Here is a 22,249-nt window from a genome sequence, read left to right on the forward strand (position 1 = left end):
TAGGGTGGACCGTCGCTGTGGCGGAGGAGGGACGTGCGGGTGTCAGCTGTGAACGAGTCGGTGCAGGACGGCGGGACGACCTCGGCACGGCTGGATCTCTTCCGCTACCTCACCGCCGACCTGGCCGCGGACTACCGCGCCATCATGACGTTGTTCACCTCGACGTTGCTGGCCGACCTCTCCGCGTCCGAGGTGAGCGAGGCACTCGCCGAGCGGGGGACCGTCCTCTCCGTCGACGACGTCACCACCCGGTGCGAGCAGCTCGAGAGGTGGGGCAACCTCGTCCGCGGCATCCGCGACGCACGGGTGGCGACGGTCCAGGACTACGTCCGTTCCCGCGCCCGGTACCAGGCCTCCAAGCTGGGGGTCCGCGTGCACCGCGAGGCCGAGGCGATCGTCGCCGCCGGGGACGGTGCGCGGGAGGTCGCCCGCGAGCTGCTCGGCGCCACCGCCGAGACCCTCGACCGCATCGTCGCCCGCATGACGGCGGCCAGCGACGGCCGCCCGGTGAGTGCCGAGGCACTCTCCGGCGACGTGACGACGGTCTTCAACAACCAGCGGCTCTTCTCCGACAGCGTGCGGGACTTCTACGCGTACGTGAACACCGTCCTCACGCGCTACGACCTCGCCGGCGAGGAGTACCAGCAGTTCAAGCGGCTGCTCCTCGACTACATCGACCTGCTCACGGCCGACGTCGCACGCCACGCCCCCGTCGTCGCCCGCCGCTTCACCGCGCTGGAGCCGCTGCTCGACGACGTCCTCGCCGCCATGGCCACGTTGCCCACGCTGGCGGACGCGAACACGGAGCGGCTGCCCGGACGCACCCGCGAGGACTGGGAGCACGTGCGCGGCTGGTACACCGGCGCCGACGGCCGTTCGGGCCCCGAGACGCTGCGGCTCGCCGCCGACCAGGCCCTCGGTCAGCTTCTCGCCAACACCAAGCGGATGCTGGCGTCCGCCGGCACCGGGGTGAGCCGGCGTGCCGACCTCCTCAAGCTCGCCTCGTGGTTCGACGACGCCGACGCCGACCAGGCGCACGCCCTCTACGCCGCAGCGTTCGGCGCCTATCCCGCTCGTCACCTGCTCGGCGGCCCCGAGGAGCCGGACCCTCGCGACGGCGCCACGACCTCCTGGTGGGCCGCGACGCCCGTGGAGGTCCCGCTCAGCCTGCGCGAACGTGGTGACCGCGGCGCCCGGGGACGAACCTCGTCCGTCCCGGACCCGGGCCTGGACCGGGTGCGGCTGCTGGCGGAGGCCCAGAGCGAGGCCGACGCCCGGGCGGCCGCCGTCGGTGAGCTGGTCGCCGCCGGCCGGCTCGACGGCGCGCAGGTCAGCCCGGCCGCCCTCGGCCTGCTGCTGGGCCAGCTGACCCGTCTGCTGGCGCTCCACCCCCAGCTGGAGGCGACGGCCCGGGCCACGGACACCGACCTCGGGCTGACTCTCACCGCCGCACCGGAGCCGACGGCGTCCACGACGCTGCGGACCACGGACGGAGATCTCACCGTCCACGGGCTCGTCCTGGAGGTCACCGCGGCCGGCGGCGCGGCCGACGGCGGCGCTGCCTCGCCCGAGCCGGCGGAGGTGCTCGCGTGAGTGCGCACGGCACCGCCGAGCACGATGCCGCGGAGCGGCGCGAGGCCGCCCGGGCGCTGCTGCGTCACCCGGTGCTGACGAAGGCACGCCACGGGGAGGAGTTCGCGCTCGTCCGACGGCACGCGCCGGCGCTGCGGAGAATGTTCCCCGCGGTCCTGGGCTACCCGCTCGTCGTGGAGTCCTCGTTCGCCCGCCTCGTCAAGGACGCCCCGAGCGCCGACGCCCCGCCGCGTCCCGCGCAGCGCCGCGGCGGGCAGCCGTTCGCCCCGCGCACCTACGCCTACCTCGCCCTCGTGTGCGCGGCCCTGCTGCAGACCGCCGGCCGGGAGCAGGTGCTCCTCGGCACCCTGGTCGAGCAGGTCCGCGCCGACGCCGCGGTGGCGGGCATCGCCGTCGACGACTCGCTGACCGACCGGCGCCATCTCGTGCAGGCCATGGCGCTGCTCCTCGACCGGGGCGTGCTCAGCGAGACGGACGGCTCCGTCACCGCCTGGGGCGACCGCCAGGATGAGGCGCTGCTCGACGTCAACCGGACGCTGCTCACCCACGTGCTCGCGCGACCACTGGGAGACGTGGCCACCCCGGAGGAGCTCCTGGCACGCGGAGAGCGCGCCGTCGCCGAGCAGCCTCGCCGGGCGCTGCGCCGCCGGCTCGTCGAGAACCCGCTCGTGCGCCGGGAGGACCTCACCGCGGAGGAGCAGCACGTCCTCTCCCGCGAGCGCGCCGACCTCAGCCGCACCCTGGGCGAGCACTTCGGCCTGACGCTCGAGGTCCGCCAGGAGGGTGCACTCGCCTACGACGTCGACGGCGAGCTCACCGACATCGCCTTCCCCGGCCAGGGCACCGTCGCGCACGTCGCGCTCCTGCTCGTCAACGCCCTCGTCGACGACCTGGACGGCGGTCCCGGCGTCGTCGCCGAGGTCGACGGTCGCACCGTGCCGGGCCTCCTCGCTCCGTGGGCCGCGGTGTCGGACGCGGTGGACCTGCTCGTCGAGCAGTACGGCACCACGTTCGCGGAGGCGTTCGCCCGCGACCCCGAGCACCTGCAGGCCGAGGCCGTGTCCCGGCTCGAGGACATGAGCCTGGCCCGGCGCACCGCCGAGGGGCTCGTGCTGCACCCGGCGTGCGCCCGCTACCAGCCCGAGCCGCAGCGCGCCCCGCGCCGGGCGTCCGTCCCCGCCGCCCGTGCGTCCGAGGACGCACCGGCGGAGACGCAGCAGGGCCTGTTCCCGCTCCAGGAGGACCGATGAGCACCACGACCACCGCGACAGCCGGGACCGAGCCGGAGGGCGCCGTCGACGTCGTCGCCGACGGCGCCACCGACCTCCTCCCGGAGGGCGGGGGCGCCGTCGTCGGGGAGCACGGCGTCACGCGCCGCCCTCACCGGTGGGGCCTGCACCGTGCAGGCATCGTCAACGTCTGGCACTACTGGGCGGAGACGTTCAGCTTCTCCGGCGGGCGGATGGTGCTGCGCGGGACCAACGGCTCGGGCAAGAGCCGGGCCCTGGAGATGCTCCTGCCCTTCCTCCTCGACGCCGACCGGCGACGGATGGACTCCACCGGCTCCGGGAAGGTGCGTCTCGACGAGCTCATGAAGGTGGGGGCCGAGGGCCAGGGCAACCGCCTCGGGTACCTCTGGGTCGAGCTCGCCCGCGACGGCGACGCCGGCCGTGAGCACCTCACGCTCGGCGCGCTGGTGCGCTGGTCGGCCAGCTCGGGGGAGGCGCGCGTCTGGTACTTCACCACCCCGCTGCGCGTGGGGCACGACCTCGAGCTCCTCGACGCCGCGCGCCAGCCGATGCCCCGTGAGCGCCTCGCCGAGCTCATCGGCGCCGAGCGCCTCACCGAGAACCCGGACACCCACCGCGAACGTGTCCGCAGCGCGGTCTTCGGCCTGACCGGGCCAGGCGCACGCGAGCGCTACGACGGCCTGCTGCAGCTTCTCCGCACCCTGCGCTCGCCCGACGTCGGCAACCGCATCGAGGAGGGCAACCTGCCACGGATCCTCTCCGAGGCGCTGCCCCCGCTGTCGGAGGAGACGCTCAACGACGCCGGAGGCCGGCTCGACGACCTGTCCGAGTCCCGCGAGTCCCAGCGCCGCCTCGCCGGCGCGCACGAGCACATCAGCACCTTTCTCGCCACCTACGGCCGTTACGCGGCCACGGAGCTGCGTGCCACGGCGGACAGGGCGGCCCGCACGGCCGACGCGGCGCGGGCCGCGGCCGAGGCTGCGGGCTCGGCGGCCGTCGCGCGTGACGAGCTCGCAGCCCGGACGGTGGAGGCCCGGACCGCCGTGGAACGGCTGGAGACCCGGGAGGGCGAGCTGGCGGCCACTGCCGAAGGTCTCAAGGCGTCCGAGGCGTACCGCGCCGGCCAGGACCTCGCCCAGCGCGACCGCTACGTCCGGACGCTCGCGCAGCGGGCGCAGGAGAGGCTCGACGGCGCCGACGGCGCACGCAGCGAGGAGAAGGAGGCCGTCGCCGCGGTGGACGCCCTCGCCGCGGACGTCGTCGACGCCGCCCGGGAGACCGCCGGCGTCCTCGACGAGGCACGGGCCGGGCTGCGCGGCGCCCGCCTGGCGACGACGGCCCTTCCCGGCACGCTGGAGGCCCGCCTCGAGACGGTTGAGGGCTCCGCGGAACCGGTGCGCACCCTGCTCGAAGGTGACCCGCACCCTCAGCAGCGGCCGGAGGCCCAGCAGCTCCTGGTCACGCCGACCGACCTCGAGGACGCCGCCGTGCGTGCGCGCGAGGTCGCGACTGCGGCGCAGGCGCGGGCGGGCGAGGCGGGGAACAGGCTCCGGGGCGCCGTCGAGCTCGCGCGCGCCAGGACCGAGGCCGACCACGCCGGCACGGCCGCGGGTGAGGCCGACGAGCGACGGGCCGTGGACGAGACCGGGGCGGCCGAGCGGCGAGAGGACCGCGACGAGGCCGCCCGAGGGCTGGCGGACGCCTGGCGGGAGTGGGTCGCCCAGGACGCGACCACCGACCTGCTTGGCGACGTCGACTGGTCGGCCACCGCCGTCGGCCCCCTCCTGCTCGACGCAGACCTGCTCGCGGGCGACGCCCGCGTCGGCCGGGGCGGGGACGAGAACCCCCACGCGCTCCGGCTCGAGGAGCTCGACCGCGTGGCCGCCGAGGCCGCCGAGCCCGCGCGCGACCGGCTCGCCCGCACGGGTGCTGCCCTCGACGCCGCGGACCAGGCCGACGCGGTCCGGCGACGGGAGCTGGCGGACGAGCAGCGAGCCCTCCGTGCCGCGAACGACCCGGAGCCGCCCGCCGCGCCCTGGGCGCGGGCGCTGCCCGAGGGGGCCGTGGCGCTGTGGCGTGCGGTGGACTTCGCGGACGGCCTGAGCGACACGGACCGGGCCGGCCTCGAGGCCGCGCTGCTCTCCGCCGGCCTGCTCGGCGCAGGCCTGACGGCAGACGGCGCGCTCGTCGCCGAGGACGGCCAGACCCTGCTGACGTCCGCCGCCCCGCCGGCTCAGCACCCGCTGCGGGCGGCTCTCGTACCGGACCCCACCGCCGGCGTGCCGGCGGCCGTCGTCACCGCCGTCCTGGCGCGCGTCGGCCTGGGCCGTGACACTCACACCACGTGGGTCGAGGTGGACGGCTCCTGGGGCAACGGGCCCCTGCGCGGGCGGTACACCGCTGACTCCGCCCGGCACATCGGGGCCGCGGCGCGAGCCGCGGCCCGCGCCGTGCGCCTGGCGCAGATCGACGACGAGCTGGCGGACCTCGACCGGCGGCAGACCGAGCGGGCCGCTGCCCGCGACCGGCTCGCGGCGGCGCGGTCCGCACTTACCGCGCACGTGCGGACCGCACCCGGCGGCGCGGCGCTGGCCGACGCCCGCACCCTCGCCGTCGCGGCAGCCCGCCAGGCGGCGCGCAGCCGGGCCGAGGCGGCCCGGCTGACGGAGCGAGCCGCAGAGCTGCACGTGGCGTGGAAGGCCCAGGAGACGACCCACCGCCAGCTCTGCGACCGGCACGGCCTGCCTCACGACCCGGACGAGCTGCGCGGCGTGCGTGACACCGCGAGGGCCGCCCAGGACGCGTGCCTGGCCGCCGCCGCCGCCCTGAGCTCTCTTGCGGGGGGCCGGGCCCGGCACGCCGAGGAGGTGTCGCGGCTCGCCAGGCACCGCGAACGCCGCTCCGAGGCCGAGCTCCGCGCCGAGGAGGCCTGGGCCGAGTGGCACCGCGAGGCAGCTGAGGTCGAGGCGCTCACCGACAGCCTCGGGCAGGAGGCGCGGGAGGTCCACCGCCGGCTGGCCGTGACCGAGGACGAGCAGCGGCGGGTCACCCGGGAGCTGCGTGACGCTCGGATGGCCGCCCAGCAGCTGGGCGAGCAGGAGGCCGTGGCCCGCCGGGACGCCGAGACCGCTGCGGACGCGGCTGCTGCGGCGGAGAGACAGCTCACCGGGGCGCTGGAGAGGTTGCGCCGGCAGGTGGCCCTTCCGGGGGTGCTGGCGGCCGCCGGTGGCGGGGAGCTCGACCTGACGGCGGACGGACCGGTCACGCCGGAGCTGGTCCGCGACGCTGCCGAGGCGGTGCGGTCCGCCGTCGCCGGGAGCGGCACCGCCGACCTCAACGCGCTGCTACGCGCCCGGCAGAAGCTCGAGGCCGAGCTGCAGGGCGGTTTCGACGTCGTGCCCACCGTCGCCGAGGACGTCCACCTCGTCGAGCTCGTCGACGGCGCCGGCCGGCGTCCGGTGGCGGAGGCCGCCGCCGACCTGGGCGCGCGCGTGGAGCGGGCACGCGAGGCTCTCACGAGCCGGGAGCACGAGGTGTTCACCAACTTCGTCGTCGGCGGCGTGGGGGAGGAGCTGCGCCGGCGGCTGGCGCAGTCCGAGCAGCTCGTGTCCGCGATGAACGAGAGTCTGCGCAGCATCAGCACGAGCCACGGCATCGGGGTGCGGCTGGCATGGGTGCTGGACGCGCCGGAGGGCAGCCGGGTCCACCGCATCAAGGAGCTCGTCCGGTCGGCCGCGGCCGTGCGCCCGGGCGAGCGCACCGACGAGCTGATCGGTCTCCTGCGCGAGCAGGTGGACGAGCAGTTCGCGCTCGACGAGACCGCCGGGTACGCCCAGCACCTCAAGAGCGCCCTCGACTACCGCGACTGGCACCACATGCGGGTGACCATCCTCGGCCCGGGCCCGAACGACCGGCGCGAGCTGCGGGGGCGCGCCAAGCTGTCGCAGGGCGAGACCCGCTTCGTCTCCTACGTCACGCTCTTCGCCGCCGCGGACGCGTACCTGTCCGGCCTCGGCGACACGGCGCTGCGCCTGGTCCTGCTGGACGACGCCTTCGCCAAGGTCGACGACCCCACCATCGGGGAGCTCATGGGCCTGCTCGTGCGTCTCGACCTCGACTTCTGCATGACGGCGCACAACCTGTGGGTCACCTACCCGCAGGTCCCCTGCGCCGACGAGTACGAGATCCTCCGCGCGGAGGGCACCCCCGCCGTCGCCGTCCACACGCACTGGGACGGCCGTTCCCGCCACCTGACGGCATGACACGACCCGGGGGCGTGGTGCGCCCCCGGGTCCGCGCTGTCAGGCGTTCCGCAGGACCGCCACCCCGGGGCCCTCGACGGTGACGCTGGTGCCGTCATGCACGGGCGCGGTCTCGCCCCACGCCAGCAGGACCTCCGGCGGGCCGGCCTCGCCCACGGGCACCGGCACCGCCGTGGCGCCGTCGGCGAGCACGAGCACGACGTCGATCGCGCCCCGCCGCACGACCAGCCAGCTGCCGTCGTCGGCGACGCGGACCGTGGTGGCCCCACGGTCGCCGGACGCGATGTCCGGCTCGTCGCGGCGCAGCCGCACGAGGTCGGTGTAGAACGCGAGGAGCCGGTCGTGACCCGGGCGGGCGGGCTCGTCCCAGTCCAGCCGGGACGCCTCGACGGTGGCCGGGGACTGCGGGTCCGGGACCTCGATCTCCCGGCCGTAGAGCTCCGCCCAGCCGTGCGTGCCGAACTCGCGCGCACGCCCTTCCTGGACGGCGCGCGCCAGCTCCGGCTCCGCGTGGTCGGTGAAGTACTGGAACGGGGTGGTCGCCCCCCACTCCTCGCCCATGAACAGCATGGGGGTGCCCGGGCCGAGCAGCACCACGGCGGCGCTGACCGCCAGCTGCCCGGGGGAGAGGGTGCGGCTCGGCCGGTCCCCGAGCGCCCGGTTGCCCACCTGGTCGTGGTCCTGGGAGAACACCACGAAGCGGCGGCCGTCCACGTCGGGCGGCACCGGGGCGCCCCACACCTTGCCCCGGAAACTCGAGTACTCGCCGGCGTGGACGAAGACGTCGGTCAGGGCCTTGGCCAGGGTCTGCGGGCTGCCGAAGTCGGCGTAGTAGCCCTGCCGCTCGCCGGTGACGAGGGCGTGCAGCGCGTGGTGCAGGTCGTCGTTCCACTGCGCCGTCATCCCCAGGCCGCCCTCGGCGGTCGGGGTGACCATGCGTGCGTCGTTGAGGTCGGACTCGGCCACCAGGGAGAGCGGGCGCCCCACCTGCCTCTCGAGGTCCGCCACGGCGTCGGCGAGCTCGGCGAGGACGTGGCGCTCGCTCTCGTCCACGAGGGCGTGCACCGCGTCGAGGCGCAACGCGTCGACGTGGAAGTCGCGGAGCCACCGCAGCGCGTTGTCGATGACGAACGCGCGCACCTCGGCCGCGTCGTCGCCGTCGAGGTTGACGGCCGCGCCCCACGGGGTGTGGTGCCGCTCGGTGAAGTACGGCCCGTACGCCCCCAGGTAGTTCCCCGACGGGCCGAGGTGGTTGTAGACCACGTCCAGGCACACCGCGATGCCGCGGGCGTGCGCCGCGTCGACGAAGCGCTGCAGCGCTGCCGGCCCGCCGTAGGGGTCGTGGACCGCGTACAGGGCGACGCCGTCGTAGCCCCAGCCGTGGGTGCCGGGGAAGGCGGCGACCGGCATGAGCTCGACCATGTCGACGCCGAGCGCCACGAGGTGGTCGAGCCGGTCGATGGCGGCGTCGAGCGTGCCCTCGGCGGTGAACGTCCCGATGTGGAGCTCGTAGACGACCGCGCCGAGGAGGGAGCGGCCCGTCCACGACCCGTCGGACCACCGGTGCGCGTCGGGGTCGAAGGTGCGCGACGGTCCGTGGACGCCCTGCGGCTGCCACGGGCTGCGCGGGTCCGGGAGGGCCGGGCCGCCGTCGAGCGAGAACGCGTAGTCCGTCCCCGGCGCGAGGGCCGACGGCGACCGCCACCAGCCGCCCTCGTCGGCCAGCATGGGGACGGGGTCGCCGGCACCGGGCAGCACGAGGTCGACGGCGGACGCGACGGGCGCCCACACGCGCAGGGTCTCGGTGGTGGTGGTCATGCACGCTCCAGGAGGGCGACGGGACGGGCGGCGAGCAGGTCTCCCAGGCGGCACGGGCCGGCCGCGTGCTCGGTGCCGGTGAGCACGTCCCGCCACGTCCCGTCCGGGAGCACGACGGTCTGGTCGGGCAGCGAGCGGGCCGGTGCGGTGTCGGCGACGAGCCGGGTGGCCACCGCGACCACGCGCGGGCCGGTCGCGTCGGTCCGGGCGAGCGCGACGGCGTGACCCGTCGTCGTGGGGAGCGGCTCGTACCCCGCCTCGGCGCCGACGAAGGCGCCCGGGTGCGTCCGGCGCAGCCGCAGCGCGGCGGCGGTGAGCTGGAGCTTCTCCTCGTCGAGGCCCGCGGGGGCGCGTCCGCCGTCGAGCTCGGCGAGGACCGACGCGAGGGCGTCGAGGTCGACCGGGCGCCGGTTGTCCGGGTCCACCAGCGAGGTCTGGGTGACCTCCGAACCCTGGTAGACGTCCGCCACGCCCGGCACGGTGAGCTGGAGCAGCTTGGTGCCGAGCACGGCGCGGCGCACGGCGGCACTGGTCCTCTCCACCCAGGACGTGAAGGCCGCGACGACGTCGGGGTGCTCGAGCAGCGCCGCGGCGTAGCGGTTCATCGCCTCCTCGCGGGCCTCGTCCGGGGCGGTCCAGGTGGTCCAGGACTTCTGCTCGCGGGCGGCCTTGACGAGGTAGCCCTGCAGCCGTTCGACCGGGATGGGTCCGGCGTCGGTCCAGGTGCCGGCCAGCGTCTGCCAGAGCAGGTTCTCGGTGCGCCCGTCGAGATCGGCGGGCCGCAGGTCCGCCGTCGCCGTGCGCAGGGAACGGACGAGGTCGGCCCAGGCCTCGGCGTGGCCGGCGAGGACCCCGATGCGCGCGCGGACGTCCTCGCCGCGTTTCGTGTCGTGCGTGCTCCCGGCCGTCATCGTGGCGGGCCAGGCGGCCAGGGTGCGGGCGGCCCAGTCGTGCAGCTCGTCCGGGTCGATGCCGAACCGCTCGGGTGCGCCGCCCACCTCGCACAGGCTCACCAGGTGGGTCCAGCGGTAGAACGCGGTGTCCTCCACGCCCTTGGCCATCACGGCGCCGCACACCTGCGGGAAGCGCACCATCAGCTCGGTGCGCCGCTCCTCGTGCGTGCGGCCGGCGCTGCCGACCTCCTTGCCCAGGAGCAGGCCGACGACGACGTCGAGAGTGTCGTGCCGGTCAGGCTCCAGGTGGGCGCGGGCGACGTCGGCGGCGTCGTGCAGCAGGCGCTCCGCGGCGGCGGGGGCGTCCTCGCCGGGCACGACGTAGGCGCGGTAGCGCGGGAAGGCCACGACCAGCTCGACGACGCACTCCTGCAGGGCCCGGTACGTGTGGTCACGCAGGCGGATGTCGTCGTGGCAGATCTCCGCCAGCAGCCGGGCGAGGCGGTCGATCTCGGCGAAGAGGGACGTCGCGACGATCTGCCGCTTGGCGTCCTCGACCACCGCCGGCAGGTTCGCGGGGTCGCCGGTCAGCTCCTGCATCAGGCCGGCGAGCGGCACGGAGCCGCCCGGGTCGACCTGGAGGGCGTGCAGGCGCCAGGCCGCGTCGTAGCCGGTGGTGCCGGCCACGGGCCAGTCCTCGGGGAGCTCCTCCTCGCCCTCGAGGATCTTCTCCGCGACCACCCATGCCCCGCCGGTGGCCTCGTGCAGCCGCCGCAGGTAGCCGCGCGGCTCCGCCAGACCGTCCGGGTGGTCGATGCGGAAGGCGTCGATGACGCCGTCGTGGAACAGCTCCAGGAGCAGCGCGTGGGTGGCGTCGAAGACCTCCGGGTCCTCGACCCGGACCGCGGCGAGCGTGCCGACGTCGAAGAAACGCCGGTAGTTCAGCTCCTCGTCGGCGACCCGCCAGTACGCCAGGCGGTAGTGCTGGCGCTCGACGAGGTCGGCCAGCGGCAGCTGCTCCGTCTCCGGCCGGACCGGGAAGACGTGGTCGTAGTAGCGCAGCACGGTCTGCTCGCCCTCGTCGGGCTCGCTGGGCACGACCATCCGGTCCAGGGTGAGCTCCCCGGAGGCCAGGACGGCGCCGATGCGGCTGCCGAGGACGGGCATGAGGAGGCCGTCGCCGGACTCCAGGTCGACGTCGAACCACGTGGCGTAGGGGGAGGAGCTGCCGTGCTTGAGCACCGACCAGAGGGCGCGGTTGTGCCACACCGGGGTCGGCACGGCCATGTGGTTGGGGACGACGTCGACGACGACGCCCATGCCGCGCTCGTGGGCGGCGGCCGCGAGGGACTCCAGCCCCTCCCGGCCGCCCATCTCGGCACTGATCCGGCTGTGGTCGACGACGTCGTAGCCGTGCGTCGAGCCGGGGGCGGCCTGCAGGACGGGGGAGAGGTAGAGGTCCGTGACGCCGAGGGAGTCCAGGTACGGCAGGGCCTTCTCCGCCTGCGCGAACGACAGGTCCGGGCCGAGCTGGAGGCGGTAGGTGCTCACGGGCAGGCGCCGGTCCGGTCCTGGCAGGTGGGCGGCGGCCGCCCCGGTCGGGGAGGCGGGGGCGGTCACTCGCGGTCCTCCTTCGGCCCGCGCAGGACGACGACGCTGCGCGCCTCGACCTGCAGGTTCGTCCGGGGCTCGACGGTGCGTTCGGGGGCGCTCTCGTGGACGGTGTCGACGACGACCTCCCAGCTCGGCCCGTACTCCTCGCCCGGCAGGCAGAACTCGAGCGGCTCCTCCGCGGCGTTGAACAGGATCAGGAAGGAGTCCCCGACCACCCGCTCGCCGCGGCTGTCGGGCTCCGGGATCGCCTGCCCGTTGAGGAAGACCATGACCGACTTCGCGAACCAGGTGCCCCAGTCCTCCTCGGCCATGTGCTCAGCGGCAGGGGTGAACCACTCGATGTCGCCGATCTCCGACTCGCCGCCGTGCTCCGGCAGACCCGCGAAGAAGCGCCGACGCCGGAACACCGGCTGCTCGGAGCGCAGCGCGATGAGCCGGCGCGTGAACTCGAGCTGGGCCTGGGCGTCCTCGTCCAGGTCCCAGCCCAGCCACGAGAGCTCGTTGTCCTGGCAGTAGGTGTTGTTGTTCCCGTCCTTGGTGCGGCTGAGCTCGTCCCCGTGCAGGATCATCGGCACGCCCTGGCTGAGCAGGAGCGTGGCGAGGAAGTTGCGCTGCTGCCGGGCGCGCAGGGCGTTGATCTCCGGGTCGTCCGTGGGGCCCTCGACGCCGCAGTTCCAGGACCGGTTGTGCGACTCGCCGTCGGCCCCGCCCTCGCCGTTGGCGTCGTTGTGCTTCTCGTTGTAGGAGACGAGGTCGCGCAGCGTGAAGCCGTCGTGCGCGGTGACGAAGTTGATCGAGGAGACCGGCAGGCGGCCGCTGTGCTCGTACAGGTCCGCCGAGCCGGTGAGCCGGCTGGCGAACTCGCCCAGGGTCGACGGCTCGCCGCGCCAGAAGTCGCGGACCGTGTCGCGGTACTTGCCGTTCCATTCCGACCACAGGGGCGGGAACCCGCCCACCTGGTAGCCGCCCTCGCCGACGTCCCACGGCTCGGCGATGAGCTTGACCTGGGAGATGACCGGGTCCTGCTGGATGATGTCGAAGAACGCCGAGAGCCGGTCGACCTCGTGCAGCTCGCGGGCCAGGGTCGAGGCGAGGTCGAAGCGGAAGCCGTCGACGTGCATCTCCTCGATCCAGTAGCGCAGCGAGTCCATGATCATCTGCAGCGTGTGCGGGGAGCGCATCAGCAGGGAGTTGCCCGTGCCGGTGGTGTCGAAGTAGTGCGCCTCGTCGCCGTCCACCAGGCGGTAGTACGAGGCGTTGTCGATGCCGCGGAAGGACAGGGTCGGCCCCAGGTGGTTGCCCTCGGCGGTGTGGTTGTAGACGACGTCGAGGATGACCTCGATGCCCGCCTCGTGCAGCGCCTTGACCAGGGTCTTGAACTCCTGGACCTGCTCGCCGCGGGTGCCGAAGGCGGCGTAGCCGTTGTGCGGCGCGAAGAACCCGATGGAGTTGTAGCCCCAGTAGTTGCTCAGGCCCTTCTCCTGCAGGTGCGGGTCGTTGACGAACTGGTGCACCGGCATGAGCTCGACGGCGGTGACGCCGAGCTCGACGAGGTGCTGGATCACCGCCGGGTGGGACATGCCCGAGTAGGTGCCGCGCAGCTCCTCGGGCACCTCCGGGTGGAGCTTCGTCATGCCCTTGACGTGCGCCTCGTAGATGACGCTCTCGTGGTACTCGCGGTTCGGCGGCCGGTCGTAGCCCCAGTCGAAGTACGGGTTGACGACGACGGAGGTCATCGTGTGGGCGGCCGAGTCCTCCTCGTTGCGCTCCTCCGGGTCGTCGAAGGAGTACGAGTACAGGGAGCGGTCGCCGTCGATCTGCCCGTCGATGGCCTTGGCGTACGGGTCGAGCAGGAGCTTGGACGGGTCGCACCGGTGGCCGGCGGGCGGGTCGTAGGGGCCGTGGACGCGGTAGCCGTACCGCTGCCCCGGCTGCACCGAGGGCAGGTAGCCGTGCCAGACGTGGGCGTCGACCTCGGTGAGCTCGACGCGCTCCTCCGTCCCGTCGTCGTCCAGGAGGCACAGCTCCACGCGCTCGGCGACGCTGGAGTAGAGCGCGAAGTTGGTTCCGGAACCGTCGAACGTGGCTCCGAGGGGGTAGGGGCGGCCGGGCCAGATCTGCATGAGGCATACCTTGACACGCAGACCGCCGTACGGCGCTCCGGGAGGATCTCTCGGACGGTGCGGGTGAGATGGGTCACGCGCCGCCGGCCGAGGTGCCGGTGAGAGCAGATGGTCCCGCACCTTCGCGGGGGCGCCGTGGGAGGATCCCGGCGGCGCGGCAGCTCGTGCCGCACGTGCGAGGCGTGGGGGAAGCAGATGCCGGTGCTGGAGGTCGTGGGGTGGGTCGGCTCCGCCGTCGTGGTCTGGTCGATGATGCAGCAACGCATCCTCCGGCTGCGGTTCATCAACCTGGTCGGCTGCCTACTGCAGATCGTCTACAACAGCGTGCTCGGCGTCTGGCCGGTCGTGGGGCTGAACGTGGTGCTCGCGGCGGTCCAGCTCGTCAACCTCTACCGGCTGCTCGGCCGCCGGCACTCCGAGGAGGCCTACGAGGTGCTCCGGGTGGACCCCCAGGGTGAGTACCTCCACCACCTCCTCGCGCGGCACCGCGGTGACATCGAGAGGTTCACGCCAGGGTTCCGCGGGCCCGTCCCCGGCGGCGCCGCCTACCTCATCGTCAAGGGGGAGGAGACGGTGGGCTACGTGCTGCTCCACGACACCGGGGACGGCGTCGCCCAGATCGACCTGGACCACGTGGTCGAGAAGTACCGCGACCTCACGCCCGGCGAGTTCGTCTTCAACTCCAGCGACATCCTCGTCGAGGACGGGTACCGGCGCGTGCGCACCGCTCCCGGCGTCCGCGAGCCCTACTACGACCGGATCGGGTTCACCGAGGTGGGCGGTGCCTACGAGCTGGACCTGGTCGGGGCGCGCTGAGAGCCGCGGACGAGCAGGCTCAGCGCCCGGTGCGGCCCCGCTGAGAACCCGGGTCGGGCGCGCTCAGGAGCCCGGGGACGACGAAGGCCGCCCCGGATGATCCGGGGCGGCCTTGTGCCGGTGGGCGATACTGGGTTCGAACCAGTGACCTCCTCGGTGTGAACGAGGCGCTCTACCACTGAGCCAATCGCCCGCGTCCGTCGGCGCCTGCCGTGACCGGCGCTTCGGGTGCGAGAAGTGATGTTAGCGAACGCGGTGCCGGATCGTGAAACCGGCGGGCCCCCGGAGCGGTGAGAGGAAGGCCACACCGCCTCAGGGCCCGGCTCCTCAGGGCCCGGCTCCTCCGGATCCGGCTCCTCCGGGTCCGGCATCTACGGGTAGGGCGTCTCGAGGTGGCGCCGCGTGTAGATCTCCGAGACCTGCTCGGTCACCGGTCCCGGGCGCAGCTCACGACCGTCGACGGCGACGACGGGCACCACCCCGCGCGTCGAGGAGGTCAGTGCCACGTGCTCCGCCCGGTGGATGGCGTCGAGCGGCAGCGTCTCCTCCCGGACCTCGACGCCGGCCTCCCGTGCCCACTCGATGACGACGGCCCGAGTGACCCCCGCCAGACACCCGGACTCCAGCGGCGGGGTGACCAGCGCGCCGTCGACCTCCAGGAAGACGTTCGTGCCGGTGCCCTCGCACAGCTCCCCGCGGGTGTTGCCGAAGATCGCCTCGTCCCCGCCCCGCTCGTGCGCCCACGCGAGGGCGCGCACGTTCTCGGCGTAGGAGATCGTCTTCAGGCCGGCGATCGCCGAGCGCTCGTTGCGGGTGAACGGCACCACCGACACGGAGACCGCGCGGGGGGCGCCGACCGCGGAGGCGGCGACGAGCAGCGTGCCCGGGCCCCAGGCGGCGTCGGAACCGAGAGGGCCCGGCCCCGCCGTCCACACGATCCGGACCCGTCCGAGCGTGTCTCCCCAGGCCTGGGCCACCTCGGTGACCGCCCGGCGCACCAGGTCCCGGTCGGGAAGCGGCAGCCCCAGCCCCGCCGCCGAGCGCTCCAGTCTCTCCAGGTGCCGGGTGAGCGCGAACGGGCGCCCGCCGAGGAGCTCGCACGCCTCGAAGACGCCGTCGCCTACCGTCAGGCCGTGGTCGGTGGCAAGCACCAGCGGCTCGGCGTGTCCGCGCAGGCGGCCGTCGAACCAGACGATCACGCGGTTCTCGGGTGTCATGGGGGCACTGTGTCACTGATCACCAGGATTTCACCACCTCGTGGTTTGGACTTTCCCCGGCACGGTGGTTAAAGTTCTGGACGTTCCACCGGATCGGAAACGAGCCGGATGGCACACGCGGATGTGGCTCAGTTGGTAGAGCATCACCTTGCCAAGGTGAGGGTCGCGGGTTCGAGTCCCGTCATCCGCTCGGAGGCACCACCACCCGGTGGGCATCCCTCAGGGTGGCGTGGCCGAGAGGCGAGGCAGCGGCCTGCAAAGCCGTATACACGGGTTCGAATCCCGTCGCCACCTCTCTGCGGTGCACGACCTGGGCGATTGGCGCAGCGGTAGCGCGCTTCCCTGACACGGAAGAGGTCACTGGTTCGATCCCAGTATCGCCCACCGAACGAGGCCCCGGGCCGGCTCACCAGCCGGCTCCGGGGCCTCTTCCGTCTCTCGGCCGGACCGAGGATCTCAGGTCCGCCTCTGCGCGATCTCGCGTCCAGGTGTGCACGATCTCCCGCACAGCTCCGCAGGATCGGGGCGCAAGGTGCTGCCGCCGTGCCCACGGTGGTGGTGCGCGGCAGGAGGGTGGTGCGTCGGTACGATCGTGAGGTCCTGTCCGCACCTGCGAGGAGCTTTCCCGGTGACCATCGACCACTTCCTGACCATCGACGGTGTCGAGCAGACGGTCACCGAGAGCACGACCGGGACCGAGCTCTTCGCCGACCGGCGCGACGTGGTCGCGCTGGCCGTGGACGGGGAGCTGAAGGACCTGTCCGTGGACCTCGCCGAGCTGCCGGTCGGCGCGAAGGTCGAGCCCGTCACCATCGACAGCCCCGCCGGGCTGCAGATCCTGCGTCACTCCGCGGCCCACGTGCTCGCCCAGGCGGTGCAGCAGGTCAACCCGGACGCGAAGCTCGGCATCGGGCCGCCCATCGAGAATGGCTTCTACTACGACTTCGAAGTCGAGACCCCGTTCACCCCCGAGGACCTGAAGAACCTCGAGAAGGTCATGGGCCGCATCGTCAAGGAGGGGCAGACCTTCCGCCGTCGGGTCGTCACCGAGGAGGAGGCGCGCGCCGAGCTCGCGGGGGAGCCGTACAAGCTCGAGCTCATCGGCCTGAAGGGCCCCGGCGGGGACGCCGAGGGCGAGGTGGCCGAGGGCGCCTCCGTCGAGGTGGGCGGCGGCGAGCTGACGATCTACGACAACGTCCGGCGCGGGGGCGAGGTGGCGTGGAAGGACCTGTGCCGCGGCCCGCACCTGCCCTCGACGAAGCTCATCGGGAACGGGTTCCAGCTCATGCGCAGCGCCGCCGCCTACTGGCGCGGCAGCGAGAAGAACCCGCAGCTCCAGCGCGTCTACGGCACCGCCTGGCCCACCAAGGACGAGCTCAAGGCCTACACCGAGCGCCTCGCCGAGGCGGAACGGCGTGACCACCGCCGCCTGGGCGCCGAGCTGGACCTGTTCTCCTTCCCCGACGAGATCGGGTCGGGCCTGCCGGTCTTCCACCCCAAGGGCGCCATGATCCGGATGGAGATGGAGGAGTACTCCCGCCGCCGCCACGTCGAGGCCGGCTACTCCTTCGTCAACACTCCGCACATCACCAAGGCGCAGCTCTTCGAGACCTCCCGGCACCTGGAGTGGTACGCCGACGGGATGTACCCCCCGATGCACCTGGACGAGGCGCGCGACGCCGAGGGCAACGTCACCCGGCAGGGCCAGGACTACTACCTCAAGCCCATGAACTGCCCGATGCACAACCTCGTCTTCAACTCCCGGGGGCGTTCCTACCGCGAGCTGCCGCTGCGGCTCTTCGAGTTCGGGCACGTGTACCGGTACGAGAAGTCCGGGGTGGTGCACGGCCTGACCCGCGCCCGCGGCTTCACCCAGGACGACGCCCACATCTACTGCACCCGCGAGCAGATGAAGGACGAGCTCTCGAGCCTGCTGACCTTCGTCCTCGACCTGCTCAAGGACTACGGGCTGGAGGAGTTCTACCTCGAGCTGTCCACCCGCGACCCGGAGAAGTCCGTGGGCGACGAGGCCACCTGGGAGGAGGCCACCCGCACCCTGGAGGAGGTGGCCACCGCCTCCGGCCTCGAGCTCGTGCCGGACCCGGGCGGCGCCGCCTTCTACGGGCCCAAGATCTCGGTGCAGGCCAAGGACGCCATCGGGCGCACCTGGCAGCTCTCCACCATCCAGCTCGACTTCTTCGAGCCGGAGCTGTTCGAGCTCGAGTACACCGCCCCCGACGGGTCCCGGCAGCGCCCGGTGATGATCCACCGCGCCCTGTTCGGCTCCATCGAGCGGTTCTTCGGTGTGCTCCTCGAGCACTACGCCGGTGCCTTCCCGGCCTGGCTCTCCCCGGTTCAGGTGATCGGCGTGCCGGTCGCCGACGTCTTCGACGACTACCTGCGGGACGTTCTCGACCAGCTCCGCGCCCGCGGGGTCCGCGTCCAGCTGGACGACTCCGACGACCGGTTCGGCAAGAAGATCCGCAACGCCGCCAAGGAGAAGGCGCCGTTCGTGCTCATCGCCGGCGGCGAGGACGTCGAGGCGGGCGCCGTCTCGTTCCGCTACCGCGACGGCTCGCAGCGCAACCAGGTGCCCGTCGCCGAGGCGATCGAGGAGATCGTCGGGAAGATCGCCGCCCGGGAGCAGGTGTGACGGGGGACCACCTGGACCCGCGGGCCGCTGAGGCGGCCGGCGGCCACCCCGGCGTGCCCGACGCCTTCGGGCGCCTGTGGACGCCGCACCGCATGGTCTACGTCGGCGGCCAGGACAAGCCGGAGGACGACGGCGAGGGCGCCTGCCCCTTCTGCCGCACCCCCGCGCGCACCGACGAGGACGGGCTGGTGGTCCACCGCGGGGAGACCGCGTACGTGGTCCTCAACCTCTACCCGTACAACCCCGGTCACCTCCTGGTCTGCCCCTACCGGCACGTCGCCGACCTCACCGACCTCACCGACGACGAGCGCGACGAGATCGGCGCGCTGAGCGCCGCCGCGATGCGGGTGCTGCGGGCGGTCTCGGCCCCGCACGGGTTCAACCTCGGCATGAACCAGGGGTCTGTCGCGGGCGCCGGCATCGCCGCCCACCTCCACCAGCACGTGGTGCCCCGCTGGGGCGGCGACACCAACTTCCTGCCCGTGGTCGCCAGCACGAAGGCCCTGCCGCAGGTGCTCGGCGAGACGCGCGACCTCCTCGCCGCGGAGTGGGCGTCAGCCGCCGCGCCGGAGGGGATCTAGTGCTCAGCACCAACGCGCGCGGGTTCGCGCGCGCCGTCTTCGGCCCCGCGGCACGCCTGCTCGTGCGTCTCGGCGTCAGCCCCGACGTCGTCACGGTCACCGGCACGGTGCTCACCTCGGTGGCGGCCCTGACGCTCCTGCCCATGGGCCATCTCACCGTCGGCGCCCTCGTCCTCGGCGCGCTCGTCGTCGCGGACAACCTCGACGGGCAGATGGCGCGCCTGACCGGCACCGAGTCGCGGTGGGGCGCGTTCCTCGACTCCACGATGGACCGGTTCGCCGACGCCGCGATCTTCTCCGGCGTCGCCGTCTGGGCGCTGCGCCACCTCGACGGCACCCTGGGGAACCTCACGGCCGGCCTCGCCCTCGTCTGCCTCGTGCTCGGAGCGGTGGTCCCCTACGCCAAGGCCCGGGCGGAGTCGCTCGGCATGACCGCGAACGTGGGCCTGGCCGAGCGGGCCGACCGGGTCGTCGTCGTGCTCGCGGCCGTCCTCCTGGTCGGCCTCGGGCTCCCCGCCCCCGTGCTCACCGTCGCGCTCGGGCTGCTCGCACTGGCGAGCGCCTGGACCGTCCTGCAGCGCATGCGGGCCGTCTACGTCCAGTCCGGCGGCCCCCGCCGCGCCGGGACGGGCACGGAGGAGGCTCGGTGAGGCTCGACGTCGTCAAGGTCTTCTCCCTGGCGAAGGCCGGCGTCGAGCACCTGCCCGAGCCGGCCGCCCGCGCCCTGTTCACCGCCGCCGCCGACGTCGCGTGGGCGCTCCGGCTCGGCGGCACGACCCAGCTCGAGCGGAACCTCCAGAGGGTCCGTCCCCACCTCGGCCGGCGTGGGCTCCGGCGCCTCTCCCGCGACGGGCTGCGCGCCTACCTGCGGTACTACTGCGAGGTCTTCCAGCTGCCGCGTCTTACCGAGGACCAGGTCCGGGCCCGCGTCCGCGTGGTCGGCGACGCGGCGGTCCGCGAGACCCTCGCCGGCGGCCGCTCCGTGGTGTGTGCCCTCGGCCACCTCGGCAACTGGGACCTCGCCGGCGCCTGGGGGGCGAAGAATCTCGCCCCCGTGGTCACGGTCGCCGAGCACCTCGAGCCGGAGGAGATCTTCCAGGGCTTCCTCGACTTCCGCACCGGCCTGGGCATGACGATCATCCCGTTCGAGAAGAACGGCGGCGTCTTCCGTCAGCTCATCCGCCACGCGCGGACCTCCGCCAGCATGATCCCGCTCCTGGCCGACAGGGACCTCACCGCCACCGGAGTCGAGGTCGACCTGTTCGGTCACCGCGCCCGCGTCGCACCCGGTCCGGCGGCGCTCGCCCTGGCCACCGGGCTGCCGCTGCACCCGACGATGATCCGCCACGAGCGCATCAGCGGCCCCCGCCGCCGCGCCGCCGGGTCCCGGTGGGGGATCGTCATCGAGTTCCTCCCCCGGGTCGACCTGCCGGGGGACGACGGCGCAGCCCCCGACGTCGCGACGCTCACGCAACGCTGGGTCGACGCACTCGCCGCGCGGGTCCGGGAGCACCCCGCCGACTGGCACATGCTGCAGCGCGTGTTCCTCGCCGACCTCGACCCGGCCCGGCTGGCCCGCGCCGCGGCCACGGCCGGCCCGGCGGGCCGGGCGGGGGAGGAGAGCTGATGCGCATCGGCATCGTCTGCCCGTACTCCTTCGACGCGCCCGGAGGGGTGCAGTTCCACGTCCGTGACCTTGCCGAGGAGCTCATCCGCCTCGGGCACGAGGTGAGCGTGCTCGCCCCCGCCGACGACTCCACCCCGGTGCCCGACTACGTGGTGCCCTCCGGCAGGACGGTGGCGATCCCGTACAACGGGTCGGTGGCCCGCCTGAACTTCGGCCCCGTCGTCGGGGCGCGGGTGCGGCGCTGGGTCAGCGAGGGAGACTTCGACCTCCTCCACATCCACGAGCCGTTCCTCCCCTCGCTGAGCATGCTGGCGCTGTGGGCGGCGGACGGGCCCGTGGTCGGGACGTTCCACACCTCGATGGAGCGCTCCCGCGGCCTGCAGGCCATCTCACCGGTCGTCGTGCCCATGCTGGAGAAGATCACCGGGCGCATCGCCGTCTCCGCCGAGGCCCGCCGCACGCTGGTCCAGCACCTCGGCGGCGACGCGGTCATCGTCCCCAACGGGGTCTACGTCGACCGGTTTGCCCGCGCGCCGCGCGACCCCCGGTGGGTCGGCGCGGACGAGCGTCCCACCGTGGCGTTCCTCGGACGCCTCGACGAGCCGCGGAAGGGGCTGCCCATCCTGGCCGACGCCGTCGGACCGGTCCTCGACCAGGTGCCGGGCGCCCGCTTCCTCGTCGCCGGGCGCGGCGAGGCCGCCGCGGAACGGGCCCAGCTGGCTCCCTTCGGGGACGCGGTCGAGTTCCTCGGCGGCGTCAGCGACGAGGAGAAGGCGAGCCTGTTCGCGTCCGTCGACGTCTACGTCGCCCCGCAGACCGGCGGCGAGAGCTTCGGCATCGTGCTGGTGGAGGCGATGAGCGGCGGGGCCCTGACCGTCGCGGCCGACATCCCCGCCTTCCAGGCGGTGCTCGAGGACGGCGCCGTCGGGCGGCTGTTCCGGCGCGGCGACTCCTCCAGCCTCGCCCGCACGCTGGTCGACGTCCTGTCCCACCGGGCCGAGACCGCGCCGGTGCGTGAGCGGGCCGCCACCGCCGTGCGCCGCTACGACTGGTCCACGGTCACCAGCCAGGTGCTAGCCGTCTACGACATGGTGCTGTCCACGGCCCACGCCCGGGTCCGGGAGGACCCGCGCTCGCGCACGATGTTCGGCCGGCTGCGGGCGGCCGCCACGGAGCGCACATGGGCCTGACGGAGTGGACGCTGGTCGTGGTCGCCGCCCTCGCCGTGGTGCTGGTGGTGCTGTGGCGGCAGGCGGTGCGGGTCGACCGGCTGCACCGCACGGTGCTGCGCTCCCGTGCCACCCTCGAGGCCCAGCTGGCGCGCCGCGCCACCGCGGCGACAGAGCTCGCGGCGTGCGGCGCGCTCGACCCGGCCGAGGCGATGGTCGTGGCCGACGTCGCCCTGCGGGCCTGCGACGCCGCGGCCGGTGAGCTCGTGCGTGACGGCCTCGAGGGCAGCCCGGAGACCGGGCCGCTGGCCGGTGTCGACAACGGCGCCGCCGGCGCCGCGGACCGCGGGCTCCTGGAGAGCGAGCTGAGCCGGACCCTGCGCACCGTGCTCGGGCCCCGCGAGGAGCGCGACGAGCTCGCGGCAGACCCGCGCGCCGCCGGCGTCATGACGCAGCTGCACCAGGCCTGGTACCGGCTGCAGCTGGCCCGGCGCTTCCACAACTCGCACGTGGAGCAGGTGCGCCGGCTCCGCGCCAACTCGCTGGTGCGGGCGTTCCACCTCGCCGGCCGCGCGCCGCTGCCCGAGCCGTTCGACATGGACGACGCCCTCCCCGCGGACTGAGCCACGACGG

General features: G+C 73.9%; 14 protein-coding genes and 4 tRNA genes. 13 read left to right on the forward strand and 5 right to left on the reverse strand.

Annotation, left to right across the window (positions count from 1 at the left end; all coding sequences use genetic code 11):
• Positions 1-39 precede the first annotated feature (39 nt).
• Genes ATJ97_RS01890 through ATJ97_RS01900 form a run of 3 tightly spaced genes read left to right on the forward strand, consistent with a single transcriptional unit; the run spans position 40 to position 7,105 of the window.
• Positions 40-1,593 (forward strand): TIGR02677 family protein, encoded by a 1,554-nt coding sequence (locus ATJ97_RS01890; protein WP_211287015.1) that lies wholly within the window; start codon positions 40-42, stop codon positions 1,591-1,593.
• Complete coding sequence (locus tag ATJ97_RS01895; RefSeq protein ID WP_098482296.1) at positions 1,590-2,843, forward strand: TIGR02678 family protein; 1,254 nt, start codon at positions 1,590-1,592, stop codon at positions 2,841-2,843. The genes ATJ97_RS01890 and ATJ97_RS01895 overlap by 4 nt, the downstream gene beginning before the upstream one ends.
• Entirely contained in the window at positions 2,840-7,105 is a 4,266-nt protein-coding gene (locus ATJ97_RS01900) for a TIGR02680 family protein (RefSeq protein ID WP_098482297.1), read from the forward strand. The genes ATJ97_RS01895 and ATJ97_RS01900 overlap by 4 nt, the downstream gene beginning before the upstream one ends.
• 39 nt (positions 7,106-7,144) lie before the next feature.
• Here the strand turns inward: ATJ97_RS01900 and treZ are convergent, their stop codons facing one another.
• From treZ to glgX, 3 genes are read right to left on the reverse strand one after another with little or no spacing between them, the layout of a single operon-like run.
• Positions 7,145-8,923: a malto-oligosyltrehalose trehalohydrolase gene (gene treZ, locus ATJ97_RS01905; protein ID WP_098482298.1), complete on the reverse strand. Its 1,779-nt coding sequence runs from the start codon at positions 8,921-8,923 to the stop codon at positions 7,145-7,147.
• Positions 8,920-11,436, reverse strand: coding sequence for a malto-oligosyltrehalose synthase (treY, locus tag ATJ97_RS01910; RefSeq protein ID WP_098482299.1), 2,517 nt, complete (start codon positions 11,434-11,436; stop codon positions 8,920-8,922). Before treY ends, treZ begins: the two co-directional genes overlap by 4 nt.
• Complete coding sequence (glgX, locus tag ATJ97_RS01915) at positions 11,433-13,553, reverse strand: glycogen debranching protein GlgX (protein WP_098482300.1); 2,121 nt, start codon at positions 13,551-13,553, stop codon at positions 11,433-11,435. Before glgX ends, treY begins: the two co-directional genes overlap by 4 nt.
• Before the next feature lie 195 nt (positions 13,554-13,748).
• On the opposite strand from glgX, the gene ATJ97_RS01920 reads away from it, so the two are divergent.
• Entirely contained in the window at positions 13,749-14,369 is a 621-nt protein-coding gene (locus ATJ97_RS01920) for a YgjV family protein (protein ID WP_098482301.1), read from the forward strand.
• 121 nt (positions 14,370-14,490) lie between these two features.
• On the opposite strand, the gene ATJ97_RS01925 is transcribed toward ATJ97_RS01920, so the two are convergent.
• A tRNA-Val gene (locus tag ATJ97_RS01925) sits at positions 14,491-14,562 on the reverse strand.
• A gap of 178 nt (positions 14,563-14,740) precedes the next feature.
• Entirely contained in the window at positions 14,741-15,586 is an 846-nt protein-coding gene (locus ATJ97_RS01930; RefSeq protein WP_098482302.1) for an aminotransferase class IV, read from the reverse strand.
• Between the two features lie 117 nt (positions 15,587-15,703).
• Between ATJ97_RS01930 and ATJ97_RS01935 the strand changes: the two genes are divergently transcribed.
• The 9 genes from ATJ97_RS01935 to ATJ97_RS01975 all read left to right on the forward strand — a co-directional run bounded on the left by ATJ97_RS01935 (position 15,704) and on the right by ATJ97_RS01975 (position 22,239).
• Positions 15,704-15,776, forward strand: a tRNA-Gly gene (locus tag ATJ97_RS01935).
• 33 nt (positions 15,777-15,809) lie between these two features.
• Positions 15,810-15,880 (forward strand) — tRNA-Cys (locus tag ATJ97_RS01940).
• 18 nt (positions 15,881-15,898) lie between these two features.
• A tRNA-Val gene (locus tag ATJ97_RS01945) sits at positions 15,899-15,970 on the forward strand.
• A gap of 244 nt (positions 15,971-16,214) precedes the next feature.
• Positions 16,215-18,239: a threonine--tRNA ligase gene (gene thrS, locus ATJ97_RS01950; protein ID WP_245861998.1), complete on the forward strand. Its 2,025-nt coding sequence runs from the start codon at positions 16,215-16,217 to the stop codon at positions 18,237-18,239.
• A complete protein-coding gene (locus tag ATJ97_RS01955) occupies positions 18,236-18,820 on the forward strand; it encodes an HIT family protein (protein WP_245862000.1) in 585 nt (194 codons plus the stop codon). Before thrS ends, ATJ97_RS01955 begins: the two co-directional genes overlap by 4 nt.
• The gene (gene pgsA, locus ATJ97_RS01960; protein WP_098482303.1) at positions 18,820-19,470 is read left to right on the forward strand and encodes a phosphatidylinositol phosphate synthase; all 651 of its coding nucleotides are present in this window, start codon (positions 18,820-18,822) and stop codon (positions 19,468-19,470) included. Before ATJ97_RS01955 ends, pgsA begins: the two co-directional genes overlap by 1 nt.
• Complete coding sequence (locus ATJ97_RS01965) at positions 19,467-20,447, forward strand: phosphatidylinositol mannoside acyltransferase (RefSeq protein WP_098482304.1); 981 nt, start codon at positions 19,467-19,469, stop codon at positions 20,445-20,447. Before pgsA ends, ATJ97_RS01965 begins: the two co-directional genes overlap by 4 nt.
• The gene (locus ATJ97_RS01970; protein WP_098482305.1) at positions 20,447-21,637 is read left to right on the forward strand and encodes a glycosyltransferase family 4 protein; all 1,191 of its coding nucleotides are present in this window, start codon (positions 20,447-20,449) and stop codon (positions 21,635-21,637) included. Before ATJ97_RS01965 ends, ATJ97_RS01970 begins: the two co-directional genes overlap by 1 nt.
• A complete protein-coding gene (locus tag ATJ97_RS01975) occupies positions 21,628-22,239 on the forward strand; it encodes a hypothetical protein (RefSeq protein WP_098482306.1) in 612 nt (203 codons plus the stop codon). The genes ATJ97_RS01970 and ATJ97_RS01975 overlap by 10 nt, the downstream gene beginning before the upstream one ends.
• The last annotated feature ends 10 nt before the right edge of the window (positions 22,240-22,249 follow it).

The organism is Georgenia soli (genome assembly GCF_002563695.1).
GTDB lineage: Bacteria > Actinomycetota > Actinomycetes > Actinomycetales > Actinomycetaceae > Georgenia > Georgenia soli.

Excerpts from the sequence above, each read along its gene's own strand:
- ATJ97_RS01900 (WP_098482297.1), top strand. The coding sequence starts at position 2,840 with ATGAGCACCACGACCACCGCGACAGCCGGGACCGAGCCGGAGGGCGCC.
- treZ (WP_098482298.1), bottom strand. The coding sequence starts at position 8,923 with ATGACCACCACCACCGAGACCCTGCGCGTGTGGGCGCCCGTCGCGTCC.
- glgX (WP_098482300.1), bottom strand. The coding sequence starts at position 13,553 with ATGCAGATCTGGCCCGGCCGCCCCTACCCCCTCGGAGCCACGTTCGAC.
- ATJ97_RS01920 (WP_098482301.1), top strand. The coding sequence starts at position 13,749 with ATGCCGGTGCTGGAGGTCGTGGGGTGGGTCGGCTCCGCCGTCGTGGTC.
- ATJ97_RS01930 (WP_098482302.1), bottom strand. The coding sequence starts at position 15,586 with ATGACACCCGAGAACCGCGTGATCGTCTGGTTCGACGGCCGCCTGCGC.
- ATJ97_RS01970 (WP_098482305.1), top strand. The coding sequence starts at position 20,447 with ATGCGCATCGGCATCGTCTGCCCGTACTCCTTCGACGCGCCCGGAGGG.
- ATJ97_RS01975 (WP_098482306.1), top strand. The coding sequence starts at position 21,628 with ATGGGCCTGACGGAGTGGACGCTGGTCGTGGTCGCCGCCCTCGCCGTG.